The 18,557-nt window shown below is 58.5% G+C and carries 18 protein-coding genes; 3 read left to right on the top strand and 15 right to left on the bottom strand.

What is annotated here, in order from left to right:
• Window positions 1–37: 37 nt before the first annotated feature.
• The 8 genes from arsA to M3P88_RS04330 all read right to left on the bottom strand — a co-directional run bounded on the left by arsA (window position 38) and on the right by M3P88_RS04330 (window position 7,653).
• Window positions 38–1,795 carry an arsenical pump-driving ATPase gene (arsA, locus tag M3P88_RS04365; RefSeq protein ID WP_249614841.1) on the bottom strand — a complete coding sequence of 586 codons (1,758 nt, stop codon included), beginning with the start codon at window positions 1,793–1,795 and terminating at the stop codon, window positions 38–40.
• A gap of 10 nt (window positions 1,796–1,805) precedes the next feature.
• A complete protein-coding gene (gene arsD, locus M3P88_RS04360) occupies window positions 1,806–2,174 on the bottom strand; it encodes an arsenite efflux transporter metallochaperone ArsD (RefSeq protein WP_249614840.1) in 369 nt (122 codons plus the stop codon).
• A 37-nt stretch (window positions 2,175–2,211) separates the two neighbouring features.
• Window positions 2,212–2,685, bottom strand: coding sequence for an arsenate reductase ArsC (locus tag M3P88_RS04355; protein WP_249614839.1), 474 nt, complete (start codon window positions 2,683–2,685; stop codon window positions 2,212–2,214).
• Window positions 2,686–2,687: 2 nt separating this feature from the next.
• Window positions 2,688–3,056, bottom strand: a complete 369-nt coding sequence (locus M3P88_RS04350; RefSeq protein ID WP_249614838.1) for an ArsR/SmtB family transcription factor — start codon at window positions 3,054–3,056, stop codon at window positions 2,688–2,690.
• Window positions 3,057–3,142: 86 nt separating this feature from the next.
• On the bottom strand, window positions 3,143–4,432 hold the full coding sequence (locus tag M3P88_RS04345; protein ID WP_249614837.1) for an NAD(P)/FAD-dependent oxidoreductase: 1,290 nt from the start codon (window positions 4,430–4,432) through the stop codon (window positions 3,143–3,145).
• A gap of 248 nt (window positions 4,433–4,680) precedes the next feature.
• Window positions 4,681–5,586 carry an ABC transporter permease subunit gene (locus tag M3P88_RS04340; protein WP_249614836.1) on the bottom strand — a complete coding sequence of 302 codons (906 nt, stop codon included), beginning with the start codon at window positions 5,584–5,586 and terminating at the stop codon, window positions 4,681–4,683.
• Entirely contained in the window at window positions 5,579–6,496 is a 918-nt protein-coding gene (locus M3P88_RS04335; RefSeq protein ID WP_249614835.1) for an ABC transporter permease subunit, read from the bottom strand. The genes M3P88_RS04340 and M3P88_RS04335 overlap by 8 nt, the downstream gene beginning before the upstream one ends.
• Window positions 6,497–6,510: 14 nt before the next feature.
• Window positions 6,511–7,653 (bottom strand): ABC transporter ATP-binding protein, encoded by a 1,143-nt coding sequence (locus M3P88_RS04330; protein WP_249614834.1) that lies wholly within the window; start codon window positions 7,651–7,653, stop codon window positions 6,511–6,513.
• Window positions 7,654–8,130: 477 nt separating this feature from the next.
• On the opposite strand from M3P88_RS04330, the gene M3P88_RS04325 reads away from it, so the two are divergent.
• From M3P88_RS04325 to astE, 3 genes are all read left to right on the top strand, one after another.
• Window positions 8,131–8,919, top strand: a complete 789-nt coding sequence (locus M3P88_RS04325; protein WP_249614833.1) for an alpha/beta fold hydrolase — start codon at window positions 8,131–8,133, stop codon at window positions 8,917–8,919.
• Window positions 8,920–8,936: 17 nt separating this feature from the next.
• On the top strand, window positions 8,937–9,722 hold the full coding sequence (locus M3P88_RS04320; RefSeq protein ID WP_249614832.1) for an enoyl-CoA hydratase-related protein: 786 nt from the start codon (window positions 8,937–8,939) through the stop codon (window positions 9,720–9,722).
• Window positions 9,723–9,833: 111 nt separating this feature from the next.
• Window positions 9,834–10,832: a succinylglutamate desuccinylase gene (astE, locus tag M3P88_RS04315; RefSeq protein WP_249614831.1), complete on the top strand. Its 999-nt coding sequence runs from the start codon at window positions 9,834–9,836 to the stop codon at window positions 10,830–10,832.
• A gap of 21 nt (window positions 10,833–10,853) precedes the next feature.
• Here astE and flgL read toward each other — a convergent pair whose 3' ends face one another.
• The 7 genes from flgL to M3P88_RS04280 are packed head-to-tail and all read right to left on the bottom strand — an operon-like array spanning window position 10,854 to window position 18,546.
• Window positions 10,854–12,032, bottom strand: coding sequence for a flagellar hook-associated protein FlgL (flgL, locus tag M3P88_RS04310; protein ID WP_249614830.1), 1,179 nt, complete (start codon window positions 12,030–12,032; stop codon window positions 10,854–10,856).
• A 15-nt stretch (window positions 12,033–12,047) separates the two neighbouring features.
• Window positions 12,048–14,144, bottom strand: a complete 2,097-nt coding sequence (gene flgK / locus M3P88_RS15995) for a flagellar hook-associated protein FlgK (protein ID WP_249614829.1) — start codon at window positions 14,142–14,144, stop codon at window positions 12,048–12,050.
• 55 nt (window positions 14,145–14,199) lie between these two features.
• Entirely contained in the window at window positions 14,200–15,135 is a 936-nt protein-coding gene (gene flgJ, locus M3P88_RS04300; protein ID WP_249614828.1) for a flagellar assembly peptidoglycan hydrolase FlgJ, read from the bottom strand.
• 47 nt (window positions 15,136–15,182) lie between these two features.
• Entirely contained in the window at window positions 15,183–16,241 is a 1,059-nt protein-coding gene (locus M3P88_RS04295) for a flagellar basal body P-ring protein FlgI (protein ID WP_283773125.1), read from the bottom strand.
• A 44-nt stretch (window positions 16,242–16,285) separates the two neighbouring features.
• Window positions 16,286–16,978 carry a flagellar basal body L-ring protein FlgH gene (locus M3P88_RS04290; RefSeq protein WP_249615204.1) on the bottom strand — a complete coding sequence of 231 codons (693 nt, stop codon included), beginning with the start codon at window positions 16,976–16,978 and terminating at the stop codon, window positions 16,286–16,288.
• Window positions 16,979–16,995: 17 nt separating this feature from the next.
• Window positions 16,996–17,778: a flagellar basal-body rod protein FlgG gene (gene flgG, locus M3P88_RS04285; protein WP_249614826.1), complete on the bottom strand. Its 783-nt coding sequence runs from the start codon at window positions 17,776–17,778 to the stop codon at window positions 16,996–16,998.
• A 24-nt stretch (window positions 17,779–17,802) separates the two neighbouring features.
• Entirely contained in the window at window positions 17,803–18,546 is a 744-nt protein-coding gene (locus M3P88_RS04280) for a flagellar basal body rod protein FlgF (RefSeq protein ID WP_249614825.1), read from the bottom strand.
• Window positions 18,547–18,557 lie beyond the last annotated feature (11 nt).

Raw genomic sequence — 18,557 nt, 5'->3', positions numbered from 1 at the left:
TCACGCGACAGCAGCCCCGGCACGGGGCGGCTGTATGTCAGACCGATGACGCGAGTGCGATCAGTGCGGCCGCGCCGACCGGCTCTTGCGCCAGCAGCGGTAGCAGTGCCACGCGTGTGGCGTGACGAGTGAGCACCGCATCAATTTCGCGCGCTTCATTTTGGCCGCGCTTTGCCAGCAAAAGCGATGTACTACCCGCTGCCGCGATGCTCTGGTTAATCACCCACGCCCATGGCGTGATGCCGGCACGCAGGAGGTCGGCCTGCAAGGCTGCCGCTTCCAGCACTGGCGTGGTTTCAGCCAGCGTCGCGATCAGCACCTTGGTGCGCGCCGGGTCTTGCAACTGCATCATCGGCGTCGTGAAGTGCAGCCCCTTGCCGCCCATCTGGCGCACCATGTCGCGGTGGTAGGCACCGGTTGCATCCAGCAAGAGCAGGGTGTGGCCGGTCGGAGCTGTATCCATCACCACAAAACGCTGGCCGGCTTCACGGATAACGCGCGAGAAGGCTTGGAACACCGCGATCTCTTCGGTACAGGGCGAGCGCAGATCCTCCTCCAGCAAGGCACGCCCCGCCGCATCCAGATCCTGACCCTTGCTATGCAAGACTTCGCGGCGATAGCGCGCGGTCTCGGCCGCCGGATCGATACGGCTGACTGCCAGACCTGGCACGCTGCCAGCCAAGGTCTCGCCCAGATGGGCGGCTGGATCGGAGGTGGTCAGATGCACCGGCAAACCGCGCCTTGCCAGTTCAACGGCAACTGCGGCGGCAATCGTGGTTTTGCCAACGCCCCCCTTGCCCATCACCATCACCAGACCATGGCCGCTAGCTGCGATACCGTCGACCAGCTGGGCCAGCGTGCCGGTTCCGGCGGGCAGCGCCACCGCCTCGAGCGCAGCGCCCGCAAGCGGTGCATCCCGCAGCAAGGCCTCCAGCGCCGCCATGCCGACCAGATTAAAGGGCTTGAGCGCCAGCCGGTCTTGTGCCAAGCCGGTCAGCACCGGCGGCATGGCCGCCAGTGCCGCCGTCTCGCGGCACACGATAGCCTGAGCCAGTGCATCCTCGCCGGCCTCATTCGCCGGGAACACACCGTTAATCACCAGAAACTGGCGCTTAAGGCCGATCGCAGCGAGCTCTTCGTGGGTACGCGCCACTTCGCGCAGTGTCGAAGCTTGCGCGCGCGCAACCAGCACCAGCCGGGTCTTGTCCGGGTCGGCTAGCGCAGCGACCGCCGCATGGTATTGCGTGCGCTGCTTGTCGAGACCTGAGAGCGGCCCCAGGCAGGATGCCCCGTCCGGGTTGGCATCGAGAAAGCCCGACCAGGCACCGGGCAACTGCAACAGGCGGATGGTGTGGCCGGTCGGCGCAGTATCGAACACGATATGGTCGTAAGCCGCGATCAGCCTAGCATCGGTCAACAGCGCAGTGAATTCGTCAAAGGCAGCGATTTCGGTGGTGCAAGCACCGGAGAGCTGTTCTTCTATGCCTTTAACCACCGCCTCGGGCAATACGCCCCGCACCGGGCCGACAATACGGTCGCGATAGCCTTGCGCGGCCGCCTGCGGGTCGATTTCCAGTGCCGACAAGCCCTCTACCGCCGCAATCGGGCAGATCATATTGCCTATATGCTGGCCGAAGACCTGACCGACATTGGATGCCGGATCGGTACTGACCAGCAGTACGCGCTGGCCACTACGCGCCAGACTGAGCGCACTGGCGCAGGCGATCGAGGTTTTACCCACCCCGCCCTTGCCGGTGAAAAACAGAAAAGGAGGCGGATTGTCGAGAAAAAGCATGATGCGCTCCTTAGCAGCAGCCGGTACTGCCACCACAGCAGGAGGACTGCGCTGGCGCACTGGCGGCGGCAAAGGTCGAGATGCCGGCAAAACGCGCGAGCTCGGCGCGGCGCGGATAGCGCCCCATCAAGGCGATCTCGCCGTTCACCAGCACCAGCGGCAACAAGTCGGCGCCGGAGCGCTCGAGAAAGCCTTTTACCACCGGGTTTTCGGCAAAGGCCAGCGGCTCTTGCGCCAGATTAAAGCGGCAAATATCGGCCCCCTGCGCCTTGGCCCAATCAAAGTCGGCGGCAAAATTCACCAAAGCCTGGTCGACCTCGGTGCCGCATACGCCGGAGGAACAACACAGCGCCGGGTCAAAAATCTCGATTTTTGTCATGTCAATAATCCTAATAATATTGAAACGTTAAGCAAATTCAGCAGAATTCACGCCCGATGCGGTCCAGCTCAGCCTTGAGTTCACTGCGATCCAGGCTTGGCAGCGGCAAGGCCAGCAGCGCTTCGATGCGTGCACGCAAGGTGCGGTACGCCGCAGTAAAGGCCGCATCGATTTCTTCATCGCTACCGGTCGCGTGCGCCGGATCGTCCACACCCCAGTGTGTACGCAGTGCCGGGCCCAGATAAGCCGGACAGCTTTCGCCGGCGGCGGAGGCGCACACGGTAATCACGATGTCAGGCGTGGCCGGCAGCGCATCCCAGCTTTTGCTGGCGAGGCCGTCGACCTTCATGCCTTCGCGCGCAAGCAGCGCGATCGAGCGCGGGTGGATAAAGCCTGTCGGCTGGCTGCCGGCACTCATCGCCCTGAAGCCGGCCGGTGCCAGATGGTTGAAGGTGACTTCGCCCAAAATGGAACGACAGGAGTTGCCGGTACACAGAAAAAGGATATTCATGCTTAAGGTTCCAGCGAAGGAGAAACGGGGGGCAGCACCGCGTCCGGACAGGCTGAGGCCGCACGCGCGTCCAGACATTGACCGGGCTTGCCGCTGCAGCACTCGGCAGTGAGATAGGCGATCAATTCCAGCATCAGCGGCAGGTTGGCACGGTAGCGCTGGAAGCGCCCCTCCTGCGTCACCGACACTAAGCCCGCATGGGTCAAGCCCTTCAGATGAAAGGACAGCTTATTGGGAGCAAGATCAAGTTCAGCGGCAATTTCGCCGGCCACCAGACCGGCGTGACCGTGTTTCACCAGCAGGCGAAAGGCGTCCAGACGGATACCGGCAGACAGCGATTCGAATAATTGGGTGGCGGTTTTATTTTCCATGAGTCAACATTACAACTAAAGTTGAAATGTTGCAATATCAAAAAGCGCCCGAAGGCGCTTAAGCGAGAATGCCAGCCACGCTGCGCTTACAAATAGTCACGCAAGCGATAGTAGGCCATCCCCAACACCAGTGCCGGCGTGCGCAGTAGCTTGCCGCCGGGGAAATCGCGGTGGCGCAGCTTGCCGAACAGATCGAAGCGGCTGGCCGAGCCGGCAATCGCCTCGGCCAGTACGCGTCCGGCCAGACCGGTGATATTGACGCCATGACCGGAGAAGCCCTGCAGATAGTAGACATTACTGGACAGGCGGCCGAAATCCGGCGCACGGTTCATGGTGATGTCGCACATGCCGCCCCAGGCATAGTCGATTTTCACATCGGCCAGCTGCGGGAACACCCTGAGCATGTCTTGCCGCATGGCTTCAGAAAGATTGGCCGGCTCGCGCCCGGAGTAGCTGACCTTGCCGCCGAACAGCAGGCGGTGATCGGCACTCAAACGGTAATAGTCCAGCACGAACTGGGTGTCGCATACCGCCATATTATTGGCGATCAGCGCCTTGGCCCGCGCTTCCCCCAAAGGCTCGGTCGCAATCACATAGGTACCGGCCGGCATGATCTTGCGCTCGAGCTTGGGTGCCAACTCCCCGATATACGAATTACACGCCAGCACCACATGCGCACAGCTCACCTGCCCCGACTCCGCTCGCACGCATGGGCGCGCGCCCTCATCGATGCCAATCACCGGCGAGTTTTCATGAATGATTACGCCGGCTTCAAGACAGGCTCGCGCCAGACCCAGCGCATAATTAAGCGGATGGATATGGCCGGAGCGCGGATCGAACAAACCGCCCTGATAACGCGGGCTGGCCAGCTGCGTCGTCAGCTGCTCGCGACTCCACATCTCGGTGCCGCCATAGCCGTAATCCTGCTCCAGCGTCGCCTGCCACGCTTTAAGGTCATCCATGGAGGAAGGCTTTACCGCCGCATTACAAAAGCCGCGCACCCAGTCGCAGTCTATGCCGTGGCGCTTGACCCGCTCGTCAATAATATCGACCGCCTCCACCGACATATCCCAGAAGGCGCGCGCCATATCCAGCCCCAACTGCGCCTTGATGGTATCGATATCACAGGAATAGCCCACGATCACCTGCCCGCCATTGCGCCCGGACGCGCCCCAGCCTATGCGCGCACCCTCCAGCAAAGTCACGGAAAAACCGCGCTCGGCCAGATTCAGCGCCGCCGACAGTCCGGCCAGCCCGCCGCCGACCACGCAGACATCGCTTGCGACCGCGCCTTGCAAGGGAGGCTGGTCGGACCAGGGCGTGGCGGTAGCTGCGTAATAAGACGGCACGTGGGCTTGATGGGCAAAGGTCAGCATGAGCTTGAATGTCCGGATAAAGTCGGGTCAAAGGGTCGAAGAATGGCTTTAAACAGCAAGATTAAAACAGCCGCAACACCGCACAAGGGCGCTGCGGCTTGGGGCTTAGAACCTGTTCACGATCTGCTGCGCATCGGCGATACGGCGTTAAAAACAGCTTCGAAATGCTCATGTGCCACCTGTACATTCCGCTTTCTCAGCCGTTTTCGCCTTGTCTCGCCCTCGCTCGCGAGAGCGTGAACACGCTCTTAGGCGCGCCCCGGACGGCCCATACCCTCAACGCCAACCGGCGCAGAGGGCAACACCGGTGCATCGCCGCGCATTGCCTCGGCAATCGCACGCTCGCGCTTTCTTTGCGAATTAAGCATCAGATAGTTGGCGAGGATTACGAAAATACCGACGATCAGCACCGTAATACTGGCCAGCGCATTGATTTCCGGATTCAGGCCCAGCCGCACCTTGGAGAAGATGACTTGCGGCAAGGTAGTCGAACCGGGGCCGGACAGGAAGGCGGTGGTCACCAGATCATCCAGCGACAGGGTGATCGAGAGCAAAAAGCCCGATGCGATAGCCTGTGAGATCAGCGGCAAGGTAATCACAAAGAAAATCTTGAGCGGACGTGCGCCCAGATCCATCGCCGCCTCTTCCAGACTCTTGTCCATCTCCACCAGACGCGAGCGTACCACCACCGCTACATAAGCCATGCACAAGGTGGTGTGACCGACCCAGATGGTGAAAAAGCCGCGCTCGGACGGATAGCCGGTCAGTTGCTGCAAGGAAATAAACAGGAGCAGCATGGAAAGACCGGTAATCACCTCGGGCATCACCATTGGCGCAGTCAGCATGCCGGCAAACAGCGTGCTGCCGCGAAAACGCTTGAAGCGCGCCGAGACAAAGCCGGCGATGGTGCCCAGCACCACCGCGGCCGTGGCACTAGCCAGCGCAATGCGGATGGACAGCCAGACTGCCGAGATGATCTGCTCGTTCTCGAACAGCGACGCATACCAGCGCAGCGAAAAGCCGCCCCATAAGGTCACCAGCTTGGATTCATTAAACGAATAGACGATCAGGCTGAGTATGGGTATGTACAGAAACAGAAAACCCACGACCAGTACGCCCTTAAGAAATGGCGAGAGCTTGTTGCCGTTATACATGGTTCTTACCCTCCAGCTCACGCGTCTCGAAGCGGTGGAAAAAGGCAATCGGCACCAGCAATAGCAAGACCATCACGGTTGCCACGGCAGCGGCCATCGGCCAGTTGTTATTGTCGAAGAACTCGTTCCACAACACCTTGCCTATCATCAGCGTTTCCGAGCTGCCAACCAGCTCCGGAATCACAAACTCGCCCACGGCAGGAATAAACACCAGCATGGAGCCGGCAATAATGCCGTTTCTGGACAAGGGCAAGGTGATGGTGGCAAATGCCTTCAAGGGCTTGGCCCCCAAGTCGCCGGCGGCTTCCAGCAGGCGCACATCCATCTTCACCAGATGCGAGTAAAGCGGCAGGATCATAAACGGCAGATAGGCATACAACATCACCAAGTACAGCGAGAAGTCGGTATGGAACATCTGCAAAGGCTCGCTGATGATGCCGGTCCACAGCAAGAAGGTGTTGATCAGACCGTTCTCGTTCAGCAAGCCCATCCAGGCATAGACGCGCAGCAAGAAAGAGGTCCAGAACGGCAACATCACCAGCATCAACAGCACATTGCGCCGCGCAGGATCGGTACGGGCAATGGCATAGGCGATCGGATAGCCCAGGAGCAGGCACAGCACCGTAGTCACCAGCGCAACCTTGAGCGACGAGATATAGGTGTCGAAATAAAATTCATCGGTAAAGATGAACAGAAAATTCGACAGGTTGACCTTGATATTGAGAAAACCCTCCTCGTACGCCAGCAAGCTGGTAAACGGCGGAATGGCGATATCCTGCTCGGCAAAGCTGATCTTGAGCACGATGAAAAACGGAATCAGAAAAAATACGCCCAGCCACAGATACGGCATGGCGATTACGCTGCCGCGCCCGGGTTTGAGCCACTTTTTGGCAAAATGCTGGATATCCATCAGGCCGTTCTCCCTTAAGCCGTCAGCACGACAGGCATGTCTGCGCGCCAGCTGACATACACTTCATCGTTCCAGGTCGGTTCCTGCTCGCCCGCCTCGTACCAGCGGTTGGCCGGCACCATGGACTTGACCACTTTGCCGCTAGGCAAAATCACGTGATAAATGGAGAAGCTGCCAAGGTAAGCAATTTCCTTGACCTTGCCGCGCGCGGCATTGGGGCCGGCGGCGATAGGGCGAATATCGATACGGACATCTTCCGGACGCACACTGGCCCAGACATCCATGCCTTTGGGGCCGGTAATGCCGTGGCTGACCTGAATGCGCCCGCCCAGTTCTGCGGTTTCGATTTCGACGCGGTCGGCCTCGTCGACCACCACCTGGCCGGTAAAGAGATTGGTCTCGCCAATGAATTCGGCGGTAAAGCGGCAATTCGGATAGTCGTAAATCTGCGACGGCGTGCCGACCTGCAACAGCTTGCCCTCACTCATAATGCCGATACGCGTGGCCATGGTCATCGCTTCTTCCTGATCATGCGTCACCATGATGCAAGTGACGCCGACCTTTTCCAGCGTATTGACCAGTTCCAGTTGGGTTTGCTGCCTGAGTTTTTTATCCAGCGCGCCCAATGGCTCGTCCAGCAACAGCATTTTCGGCCGTTTGGCCAGCGAGCGCGCCAGTGCGACACGCTGCTGCTGGCCACCGGACAACTGGTAAGGCTTGCGGCTGGCGTATTTGCGTAGCTGCACCAGATCCAGCATTTCCAGTACACGGTTGGCGATTTCATCTTTGGGCAGGCCATCCTGTTTCAGGCCGAAGGCGATGTTCTGCTCGACAGTCATATGCGGGAACAGGGCATAGCTCTGGAACATCATATTGAGTGGGCGCTCATACGGCGCTAACTGGGTAATGTCCTGCCCATCCAGAATGATCTTGCCCGAGGTTGGCCGCTCCATGCCCGCCAGCATGCGCAGCAGCGTCGACTTGCCGCAGCCGGAACTGCCCAGCAAGGCAAAAATCTCGTGCTGCTGGATTTCAAGGTCGAGATTATCAACGGCAAAATTGTCGCCGAATTTTTTAACAATGCCAGCAATTTTCAGATACGGCTGACCGGCTGCGGCTTTAGCCGCACCGGACGAGGCAACAACAGCTTCCGTCATGATGACTCCCTCAATGTAGATTTGGTTTGCTGCGCAACTTCTAGTTTTTTGATTGCAGCTTGATCCGCCCAAGCATAAGCAAATTGCATGCCTCGGCACGATGCCGACCGTATAGCGGCCGTCAGATTAGTCATCCCTAACCCCGCCACAACGCGATGGCGACACCACACAATTATCCAAATGGCAAAATGCAACTGCAGCTTATGCCATGTTTAATAAAATTGACAAGCATCAAATGCGGACTTTTTCATTGTTGCAGCGCAAGATAATGCATAAAAAACACGGGCTTAAACAAAAAAGATCAGCAGGCTAGGCAAATTACGGCATTGTCAGACAATATCGCAGCCAAAAAGATCAAAGAAAGCGTAGCGCTGTTTAAATACTCAAACAGACCAGACAAGATTTCGTACCCACCAAAGAGTCTGGAGCGCGCGAAGGAAGACACTACAATGGTATAAACAGGAGCGGAGGTGACGCATGCCCTACTTTGAAGCCAGACAACAGCGCTTGTTCTATGAAGATCATGGCAACAAGGACAAGCCGGCATTACTGCTACTGAACGGTATCACCATGAGCACAACAGCATGGGGCTTGCTGCTCCCCTTTCTGACGCCACACTTTCGGGTCTTGCAACTGGATTTTTGCGGTCAGGGTTTAAGCGCCAAGCCGGTGGCCGAGCACTATTGCCTGAGCGATCAGGCGGATGATGTCGCGACCTTGCTGGATCAATTGCAAATCGGACAAGTCAATGTGGCGGGTTTGTCTTATGGCGGCATGGTGGCGCAACACTTTGCGCGGCAACACCCGACACGCCTGTCACGCCTGATACTGGCTGCGACACTGGCCTGGTCCGACCCGGTCAATGAGCTGATTGCCCGCAACTGGGCCAACTCGGATGAGGCTGGCGGCTTTGAACTTCGCTTTAACACCGGCCTGCCCTGGCTGTTTTCCAGCCATTTTCTCAGCACACAACAGGCCATGCTGCCACGGCTACGCGAAATTGCAGCCAGCGTAGACTGGCCGGCAACACAACGCCTCAGCCGTGGCGTGCTCGAACATGATGCACGCCCTTGGCTAAACAGCCTCAATTGCGAGACACTGATCATCGTAGGCCGCGTCGACCGTCTGACGCCCTATTACCAGTCCGCCCTGCTGGCGCAAAACATCCCGCATGCCCGCTTACTGCAGCTGGATGATTGCGGTCATGCCTTGCACTTGGAGGCACCACAGGCCCTGGCGCACGCCATTACGCACTTTGCAGGATAAAGACAAGGAAACCCCAAATGACAGCGACCATCCTACTCAGCCAAGACACACGCGGTGTTGCCACGATCCGTCTCAACCGCCCCGACCTGCATAATGCCATGGACGATGAGATGGTGAGCCTGCTCACCCACACCCTAGCTCAGGTCGCCGCCGATAAAAGTATCCGTGTCCTTATCCTGACCGGTAACGGCATCAACTTCTCGGCCGGGCATGATATGGCGTGGCTACAAAGAATGGCCAGTGCCAGTGCCGACGAGATCGCACAACAAGCCCGCCTAGTCAGCACCATGCTGCATACGCTGGACACCCTGCCCCAGCCTACGATCGCCCGGGTACAAGGCTCGGCTTTCGGCATCGGCGCCGGGCTCATCAGTTGCTGTGATATGGCCTACGGCGTGTCCGAAGCCCTGTTCAGCTTCCCCGATACCCGCATAGGCGCCATTCCTGCCTCCATTGCACCCTTTGTTCTGCGCGCCATTGGCGAGCGTGCGGCAAGACGCTATTTCCTCAGCGCCGAGCGGCTCAATGCAGGCAAGGCCAAGCGACTGGGGCTGCTGCATCAGGTTGTCGAAGACGAAGAACTGGATAGTGCTATCGCACTACAAGTCAGCAATCTGCTGTGTAATGGTCCGCAAGCCATGCATCAGGCAAAATGCCTGATTAACGATCTGGCTTTACTGGGTACGGGCAAGGAAGCAATGGAGCTGGCCATCCACCGTGCCAGTGAAACACGCAGCAGCCAGGAAGGACGGGAAGGTTTGCGCGCCTTCATCGAAAAGCGCAAACCGCACTGGCAGGACTAAGCCCGGCAGGCGGGTGGCCGACACCGGATAGCAACGTTGGCAAAAGCACCCGCTTTTGCCGTATGCTATGTCAAACCGTTATTACGCTACCCGCCAGGAAATGTGTCCGCCATGCCGTTCAGCCCTCACACCGACTTCCTCGCTGCCACGCTTGCGGCAGCAAAAACCGACTTCCCTGCCTCCTGCACCCTTACCCAACTACGCATGGTCTGGCATGGTCGTGGCTTGCTGGAACTCGTTCCGCACAAGCTGGCCGCACATGCCGACCATATCCTGATCTCCGCCGGCATTCACGGCAATGAAACGGCACCCGTCGAAGTCCTCAATACCCTGCTAAGCGACATCCTCGCTGGACGCCTACTGCTACAGACCCGCCTATTGCTGGTTTTGGGCCATCCCGCTGCACTCAAGAGCGGCGAGCGCTATATCGATTTCGACATGAACCGGCTATTTGCGGGTGCACACCGGCAACACCCCGACGCGCAGGAGTCTTTGCGCGCGGCCGAAATCGAGCGCATTGCCGCACACTTCTTCTCAAGCACGCCCGATGGCGCACGGCGCCTGCACTACGATTTGCATACCGCTATTCGCGGCTCGGTATTCGAAAAATTCGCCATCGTCCCCTTTTTGCACGACAAACAGCAGAACGACGCGCAACAGGCATGGCTGGGCGGTTGCGGGATAGAGGCGCTGCTATTGCATAGCGCACCCGCCACGACCTTCAGCTATTACACCAGCTACCACTGCCAAGCCGATGCTTTTACGCTGGAGCTGGGCAAGGCACGCCCCTTCGGTGAAAATGATCTTTCACGCTTTGCCGGTATTGAAGAGGGCTTGCGCCGCCTCTTGGCCGCAGCAAAACCCAGACTCGCCCCCTGCCCGCTGCTATTTCGCGCCAAATACAATCTGATCAAGCACAGCGATGACTTCAGGCTCAATCTGGATGACAAGGTAGAGAATTTCACGCTACTACCTGATGGCATGGTGATTGCCGAGGATGGCGACACGCGCTATATCGCGCAAGGCGGGAATGAACGCATCCTGTTCCCCAACCCCGGCGTCAAACCGGGGCTAAGGGCAGGGATCGTGATCGAGCCGGTTGCCGCCTGAGGCGGCTTTCACCGGCGCGGATCAGATATATTTGAACAGGCTGAGCTCGGACACCAGCTTATACGTTTTTTGCGTGGTATCCAGTGCCGTAATCGCCATATTCAGGTCGGTAATGGCCTGTACATAGTCCAGATCCTGCAACTGGCCTACGGCAGATTTATATTGCACATCCAAACCTTCGCCGGTTTTGCTCAAAGTCTCCACCTCGGCGCGGCGCGCGCCGATAGAGGTATGGGAGCGTAGCAATTGCTCCTGCCCATCCTTCAAGCCTTCAATGGTTTTGGCTAGCGACTCATCATAAGTCGGCGGCAAATCCTTGGTCTGCGCCTGCTGCAAGGGGGTCACACCATCTGGCCCCAGCACAGGATTGCCACCGGCATCCAGCACGGGCTCAAGCAAGGCAGCACCATTCACATCCAGTCGCGGCAAACCATCCTTGAACTGCATGGGCTTACCATCGGCACCCAACACCGCAGCAGGTGGCGTCGCATTATTCATCACGACCTCGCCATCCGGCCCCGCCTTAGCCATCCCATTCGGGCCGGCGGCCAGAATCTGGTCAAAACGAGCCAGCGCCTGCCACAGCTCATTGCCGGCGCTGAATTCGTCAGGTTTGCTCGCATCGGCCACCGTAGACGAGGCGCCAAACAACAATCCCCCCGGTTCGGTAATGGCAATATCTCGCGATGCAGAAGCCGCAACGTCCTGCCGCTGCCAGTCGCCCTTGTACTGGATGCTCATGGTCGGCTCCAGCGTCAATTCGAATGGCGGCGTATCCGACTTGGTACCGCTAAACAAATACTTGCCTTGGCCATCCGCACTGTTGGCAATACCAACCAGACCTTTGACCTGCTCCTGCAACTGGGTACGCAAATAGCTGCGATCCTCATCCGTCAATGAGGCATTACCGGCTTGAATGGCCAGATTCTGAATGCTCTGCAGAACCTCCCCGCCCCGGAACAGATACTCCTCGGATAGCGCCAGCGTCGACTCTATCGTGCGGGTATTGATCATCATCTGGTCATTGCGCGACATGGACTGCCCCAGATTGATCAATTGGGCGGAAGCAACCGGATCATCCGACGGACGGTTGATGCGTTTCAGTGAAGAGAGCTGCTCGTTCAGACTGCTCAACCGGGCATGATTAGAATTCAGGCTGTAATTGGAGGCAATAAACTGGGTATTCGAACTAATACGCATGACTCAATCTCTCGGTTAACGCATCTGTAGCAGATCGGAAAAAACCTGCTGCGCAATCTGGATCACCTTGCTCGATGCCTGATACGCCTGCTGGAAACGAATCAAATTGGCTGCTTCTTCATCCAGGTTCACGCCGGAAAAGGATTCCCGGGCAAGATAGGTTTCTTTCAGAGTCACGGTCTGAGCCTGTGCTGCAATCTTAACTTCATTGGTTTTATTGCCGACAAAGCTGACCAACTGACCAAAAAACCCCTGAAAGTCCGTCGTTTTTCCTGCCGCATCCCCCGGATGGAAGTTGTTAATACCATTAGGGGTGCTGCTCATGGTCTTCTTGGTCTGAATTTTGACCATCGCCAGCATATTGCTGTTGTCGGATGGCGTGAAATCCGATGGCCCCGATCCGATGGTAAAGCTATTGCCAGCAGCAAGCTTGGCCGGATTAGCGGCAAAGCCGACCACCTGCTCACCAGCAGCATTCATAATGCGGTAACCGTTGTCAGGCGGATTGGCCGCCTCTACCGTATAGCCTGCCGGTGCAGACCAGGCACTCCCATCCCAGCTGATACTGACACCCGCGGCCGGCATACTCCCTACCGTATCGCCATAAGGTGCCCACATGGCGGCAATCCCGCCGGCCTCGGGTTTGACGGCAAAACCTGAGTTGGTATCCTTGCCCAGCGCCTTGTTCGAAATAAGCAAGGTCGCCGCATCCTCGCCCATGCCCTCGGCTTTGAATTCGACCACCAAAGACGGATCCGTATCGCTGGTCAGGACATATCCGCCCGGCACGCCTGGCGCATCGGTCACGGTATAGCCTGCGGCAGTGAATGGCGGCTTCGCATCCGGGACATATTTGAGTTCTATCGGCCCGGGCAAGGTGGGGATGGCTGCCCCATTACTACCTTGCGCCGATTGCCACACCGAGGAAATCGTCGGTTTAAGCTTGCCATCCAGCGGCAGCGAAGCCTTAAGCGAAGAACCCACCGCCAGTTTGGACGGATCGGTAATCACGACGGCAAAATTCGCAGCCGCATCGCGGTAGCTTTTCATCTGCGTTTCCAGTGTCTGGAAAGTCGGCGGCACCGTCGGGGGCTGAATCTCTTCACCTACCGGCAAGGGCCGGAACGCATTGAGGCTTTTAAAAATGTCACCACCGGGCTGGTTATACAGGTCGCGGCCAGTACTCGACTGACGGTTGAGCTGGTCGGCGACCTCAATCACCAGACGCCCCAAATCCGCCTGCGAGCGGTTAAGTGCCTCGGCCTTGCTATTGATCAGACCGGAGAGCGAGCCGCCTTCGAATAAACGGTCGGGAATACGAACCGTGCCATTACTGCCGGCATAGGCAATTTCCAGCTTCTGCGGATCCTCCAGCGATGGAACCACTTCCAAAGGAAAGTGGTCACCAGAAGCCACCAGTGCCTGTCCGCTGCCAATCGAGACGGTATAGCGGCCATCCGATTGCACGGTCACATCGGCCTTCACCAGACGGTTCAGATCCAGTACCAGCTGATCCCGCTTATCCATCAGATCATTGGGGATCGCCGCGCCCTGGCCCAAGGACTGGATCTGCACATTGATTTCGGAAATTTGCTTGCCAATGGCGTTGATCTGGCTGACGCTGGAATGTATCTGGGTATTGATGCCGGTACGCAACTCTTCAAAACGGCCATTCACCAATTGCACCCGTCCGGCAAATGCTTGCGCACTATTGACCACGGACTGACGTGCCGGAATGGAGTCGGGTGTCGAATTCAATGCCTGCATGGATTTGAACAGATCGGACATGCTATTGCCGAGGCTGGTGCTCTCATCGCCCAGCAAGTCTTCCAGCTGCGACAAATACGACATCTGCGTCATCAGCTTGCTGTCCTGCGTCGTCGCAGTTGTCAGCTGACGCTCCAGATAGCTGTTATAGACACGGTTCACCGCCGTCATCTCGACCCCGCGCCCGACAAAGCCATAACCTTCGAAGCTCGGCATTTGTGCGGCCTGACTCACGCGCTGACGGTGATAGCCCGGAGTATTCACGTTGGTCACGTTCTGGGCTACGGTACTGAGCGCAACTTGCGCCGCATTCAGCCCCGACAAACCGATATTGAAAATGGACACGTTATCTCCTTCATCACACTCTGCTTATCGACCCATTCGGCAGAATGTTTAGTATTTATCCCTGTCGGGCGCTACGCGCGACAGCCTGCAGTTTCTGGGCATAAGCCGGATCGGTCGCATAACCGCCCTGCTGCAGCGCTTTACCGTAAGCGGCGGCATCCGTGCCGCTGCCCAACGCCGCCTGATAGCGCGAGCTACCCTGGATCAGCCGGGCATAGTCGTTAAACGCCTCTTGCAAAGAGCCGTAGGCGCGGAAGCTTTCCACCTGTTTTTGCGCCTTGCCACCGACAAATTCGGTGGTCAGCGTCGCGACGCTGTCGCCCTGCCAGCTGCCGCCGGCCTTGATGCCGAACAGGTTGTAGCTCTCGCGCCCGTCGGGGTGGCGGATGGTACGTTTGCCCCAGCCCGACTCCAGCGCAGCATGGCTGACGATCAGGTGTGCATCGACCCCCAGTTGCGCGGCCGCTTTTTGCGCATGCGGCAACAGCGTTTCCACAAAGGCTCGCGCCTCGCGCGGAATGGCAACCTGGCTATCGGTCGGCACAGCCGCCGGCTCGGCCACGGTTTTGACGGCCAGGCGGGCACGCTCAAGCGATTGCATGAGTGCAGAGGGCAAGGTCGATGCCGGGCTGGCTAAACGCTGCACCTCGCGCGCGGGCATCTCAACTTGGGAGAGCTTGCCTATCTCACGCGCCAGCATATCCCCCATGCCGATGCCACCCGAGCCCACCATGGCCTGCACCATCTGCTGGTCCAGCATGCCGCGCCAGGTCTGCATGTCCGAGCTATCTTCCTCGCCGCCCAGATCGGTTGCCCGCATAGAGCGCACCATGGTCTCCATCAGCATGGATTCGAACTGGTGGGCAACCTGACGTATGCCCTCTTCCGGGCTTTTGCGTGCAATATCGGCCAGACGGCTGGCACCCGATGGATCGAGTGCCAGCTGGCGGGATAAATCAGTCGCGGGATTAAGGGATGACACCACGGACATACAAGCTCTCCTTATTGCACTACATCATGCAATAATAGTGCCAACTATCAAATAATTTGCAATTCGGCTTTAAGTGCACCGGCAGCCTTCATCGCCTGCAAGATGGAAATCAGGTCTTGCGGGCCGGCCCCCAGCGAATTAAGCGCTGCAACCACGCGGGCCAGATCCACGCCGCGCGGCACACTGATCACCTTGCCGCCATCCGCCTTGATATTGATATCTGCCTGATTGGTCACGGCGGTCTGCCCGCCGGCCAAAGCGCCAGGCTGGCTCACTTGCGGGGTATTACTGACCGTTACCGACAAATTGCCGTGCGCCACGGCGCAAGGCTCCAGCGTCACGGTCTGGTTCATCACGATGGAGCCGGTGCGGGCATTCACGATTACCAAAGGGGATGCTTTTGCCGGTGTGACGGCAATATTTTCCAGCCGCGCCAAAAACTGGACCCGGCTATTACTGTCCTGCGGCGCGGAAACCTCGACCAGTCGCCCGTCTATGGCGCGCGCCACGCCCCCGCCAAACTCGCGGTTAATCGCCGACACCACACTATTCGCGGTACTGAAATCGGCTTCATTAAGCTCCAGTTCAACCAGACCGCCACGCGCGGCGGCCGGCGCATCGCGCTCGATAATGGCGCCGCCTGGCACGCGTCCGACCGACAAATGGTTGACCTGCACACTGCTGCCGGCCGCCGCCGCGCCCACCCCGCCTACAATCAGGCTGCCTTGCGCCATGGCATAGATCTGCCCGTCCACACCCTTGAGCGGCGACAGCAGCAAAGTACCGCCACGCAGGCTCTTGGCATCGCCCAGCGACGAGGCGGTGACATCAATCTTCTGCCCGCTGCGGGCAAAAGCCGGCAAGGTCGCGGTCAGACTGACGGCTGCTACGTTTTTCGGATCCAGCTTCATGCCTTGCGGAATCTGCACCCCAAGCTGGTTCAGCATATTACCCAGCGACTGGGTGGTGAAGGGCGACGAATTGCCCTTGTCGCCACTACCGTCAAGACCAACCACCAAACCGTAACCAATTAACTGGTTCTGGCGCACGCCGGCAATAGTGGAAATATCTTTCAGTCGTTCGGCCTGTGCCGTCAATGGCAGCATCAGGGCCGTCAACAAGGCAAAAATAATATTACGCACATGCGCTCCTAGAACGGCAAGATGGTCAGAAAGAAGCGTGACAACCAGCCGGTCTGGTTAAACAGACGGTTACTGCCCTGATTGACCTGTTCGATGCGCGCATCGGCCATGCGTGTCGACGACACCACATTGCCCTTTTTGATATCGCGCGGATTGATCACCCCCGACAGGCGCACGACTTCCAGCTCCTCATTGATCTGCATCTGCTTCTCGCCGCTGACTGCCAGATTACCGTTGGCCAGTACATCGATTACCGTCACCGAAATCGAGCTATTGAACGAGCTGACATTGGTATTACTGCCCTTGCCGTTACGGCTGGCCGAGCCGCTACCATTCAGCGCGGCACCACCTAGCTTGTTTTCCAGATAATTGGAGAAAAACGGAATATTGATGCCGGCATCGATGCCGCCCTTGATACTGGCGTCACGACTGCCCTTGGACTCCTCGCTCAGGGAGGAGCGGGTATTTTCCTCGATCTGCACCGTCAGGATATCGCCCACGCCGACCGGCATGCGGTCTTCAAACAGCGGGCGAAAACTGCTCTGCTGGAAAATGGAACCATTGGCAGGTACGGCCAGCGGCACCGGCTGCGGGCGCACCGTCACCGGCTGCTGCACGATGGAAGGCGCTTGTACCGCACAGGCCGACAAGATACACAAGGCCAGCGCCATGGCCAGCCGCCTTACCCGATACTGATTCATCAACGGTCTCTGCTTATTTACAACTGCGCTACACGCTGCAGCATCTCGTCGGCGGTCTTGATCGCCTTGGAGTTCATTTCAAATGCGCGTTGCGCCTGAATCATATTGATCAGCTCTTCGGTCACATTGACGTTGGAGTCTTCCAGATAACCCTGACTCACACGCCCGCGCCCCTCGACGCCAGGGTCACCCTCGATTGCCGCGCCGGAAGCCGCGGTTGGCAGATACAGGTTCTCGCCCAGACTCTCCAGACCCTGCGGATTGATGAAGGACGCGGTCTGTATGGTGCCGGCCACGACCGGGTCGGGATTGCCCTTGATGAAATACTGCACCACACCCGAGTCGGAAATACTGACCTGGGACGCATCGGACGGAATGGTAATCGCCGGGTCCAGTGCATAACCGCTGGAATTCACAATCGTGCCTTCCTCGTTGCGCCTGAATTCACCATTACGGGTATAGCCGGTAATTCCATCCGGCATCTGCACCCGAAAGAAGCCATCCCCGACGATCGCCAGATCAAAGGTCTGCTCGGTACGCACCAGATTACCCTGCGAGTGGATGCGGGCAGAAGCCACCGCAGCCGAACCGGTACCGACCTGCAAGCCGGTCGGCAAGGTGCCGCCGCCGGCAATCTGCGAGCCGGGCTGACGCAGTGTCTGGTAGTACAGGTCTTCGAATACCGCATTGGAGCGTTTGAAGCCCTTGGTATTCACGTTGGCCAGGTTATTGGAGGTCACATCCAGCCGGAACTGGCTGGAGTCCATGCCGGTTTTGGCGATATACAGCGAGCGCATCATGATGCAGATTCCTTATCTGGCGGCTTAAGCGTTCAACGACAGCAACTGTGTCGCACGCTGGGCATTCTGGTCGGCGGTCTGCATCAGCTTGACGTGCAGATCATAGTGGCGGGCATGGCTGATCATCTGCACCAGCGATTCGACCGCATTGACATTGGAGGCTTCCAGCGCTCCGCTGACGACTTTTACATTCGGGTCGGCGAGCGCCACCGCGCCACCATGCTGGCGGAACAGGCCATCCTCGCCCTTGTACACGGCGCGTGCGCCCGGGTTGACCAGCTTGATACGCCCGACTTCCTGCGGGTTGCGGTCGCCGCCTTCGGTCGGCACGGCAGACACCGAACCATCGCGCGCAATCAGTACCCGGCTATTGGGCGGCACCTGCAAAGGTCCGGCCTCGCCGATAATCGGCAGGCCGGAGCGGGTGCGCATGGTGCCTGCCTCGTCGAGCACATAACCGCCATCACGCGTGTAAGCCTCGGAGCCATCCGGTGCCGTGACGGCAAAAAATCCATCGTTGGCCAGCGCAAAATCGCTCTCGTTGCCGGTTTGCTGCAAGCTGCCCTGCGACAGATCATGCCCCACGGTATTGTCGACCTGATAAACGCGGGTAGGCGAACCGTCGCCCACTACCGGCAAGGCGCGAAACACCACCTGATCGGCCTTGTAGCCGTTGGTGTGGACATTGGCCAGATTTTGCGCCGTGGTCGACTGTTGCCACTCGACGTGCTTGGCGCCGTTCATGGCCAGATACAGCATGCGGTCCATCGCCTAGCTCC

Source organism: Craterilacuibacter sp. RT1T (assembly GCF_023502145.1).
In the GTDB taxonomy this organism is placed as follows: Bacteria; Pseudomonadota; Gammaproteobacteria; order Burkholderiales; family Chromobacteriaceae; genus Craterilacuibacter.
This window is presented reverse-complemented; position numbering and strand designations above follow the sequence as displayed.

Coding starts and splice junctions, on each gene's coding strand:
- arsA (WP_249614841.1), bottom strand. CDS start 1,795: ATGCTTTTTCTCGACAATCCGCCTCCTTTTCTGTTTTTCACCGGCAAG.
- arsD (WP_249614840.1), bottom strand. CDS start 2,174: ATGACAAAAATCGAGATTTTTGACCCGGCGCTGTGTTGTTCCTCCGGC.
- M3P88_RS04355 (WP_249614839.1), bottom strand. CDS start 2,685: ATGAATATCCTTTTTCTGTGTACCGGCAACTCCTGTCGTTCCATTTTG.
- M3P88_RS04350 (WP_249614838.1), bottom strand. CDS start 3,056: ATGGAAAATAAAACCGCCACCCAATTATTCGAATCGCTGTCTGCCGGT.
- M3P88_RS04345 (WP_249614837.1), bottom strand. CDS start 4,432: ATGCTGACCTTTGCCCATCAAGCCCACGTGCCGTCTTATTACGCAGCT.
- M3P88_RS04340 (WP_249614836.1), bottom strand. CDS start 5,586: ATGTATAACGGCAACAAGCTCTCGCCATTTCTTAAGGGCGTACTGGTC.
- M3P88_RS04335 (WP_249614835.1), bottom strand. CDS start 6,496: ATGGATATCCAGCATTTTGCCAAAAAGTGGCTCAAACCCGGGCGCGGC.
- M3P88_RS04330 (WP_249614834.1), bottom strand. CDS start 7,653: ATGACGGAAGCTGTTGTTGCCTCGTCCGGTGCGGCTAAAGCCGCAGCC.
- M3P88_RS04325 (WP_249614833.1), top strand. CDS start 8,131: ATGCCCTACTTTGAAGCCAGACAACAGCGCTTGTTCTATGAAGATCAT.
- M3P88_RS04320 (WP_249614832.1), top strand. CDS start 8,937: ATGACAGCGACCATCCTACTCAGCCAAGACACACGCGGTGTTGCCACG.
- astE (WP_249614831.1), top strand. CDS start 9,834: ATGCCGTTCAGCCCTCACACCGACTTCCTCGCTGCCACGCTTGCGGCA.
- flgL (WP_249614830.1), bottom strand. CDS start 12,032: ATGCGTATTAGTTCGAATACCCAGTTTATTGCCTCCAATTACAGCCTG.
- flgJ (WP_249614828.1), bottom strand. CDS start 15,135: ATGTCCGTGGTGTCATCCCTTAATCCCGCGACTGATTTATCCCGCCAG.
- M3P88_RS04295 (WP_283773125.1), bottom strand. CDS start 16,241: ATGCTGCCATTGACGGCACAGGCCGAACGACTGAAAGATATTTCCACT.
- M3P88_RS04290 (WP_249615204.1), bottom strand. CDS start 16,978: ATGAATCAGTATCGGGTAAGGCGGCTGGCCATGGCGCTGGCCTTGTGT.
- flgG (WP_249614826.1), bottom strand. CDS start 17,778: ATGATGCGCTCGCTGTATATCGCCAAAACCGGCATGGACTCCAGCCAG.
- M3P88_RS04280 (WP_249614825.1), bottom strand. CDS start 18,546: ATGGACCGCATGCTGTATCTGGCCATGAACGGCGCCAAGCACGTCGAG.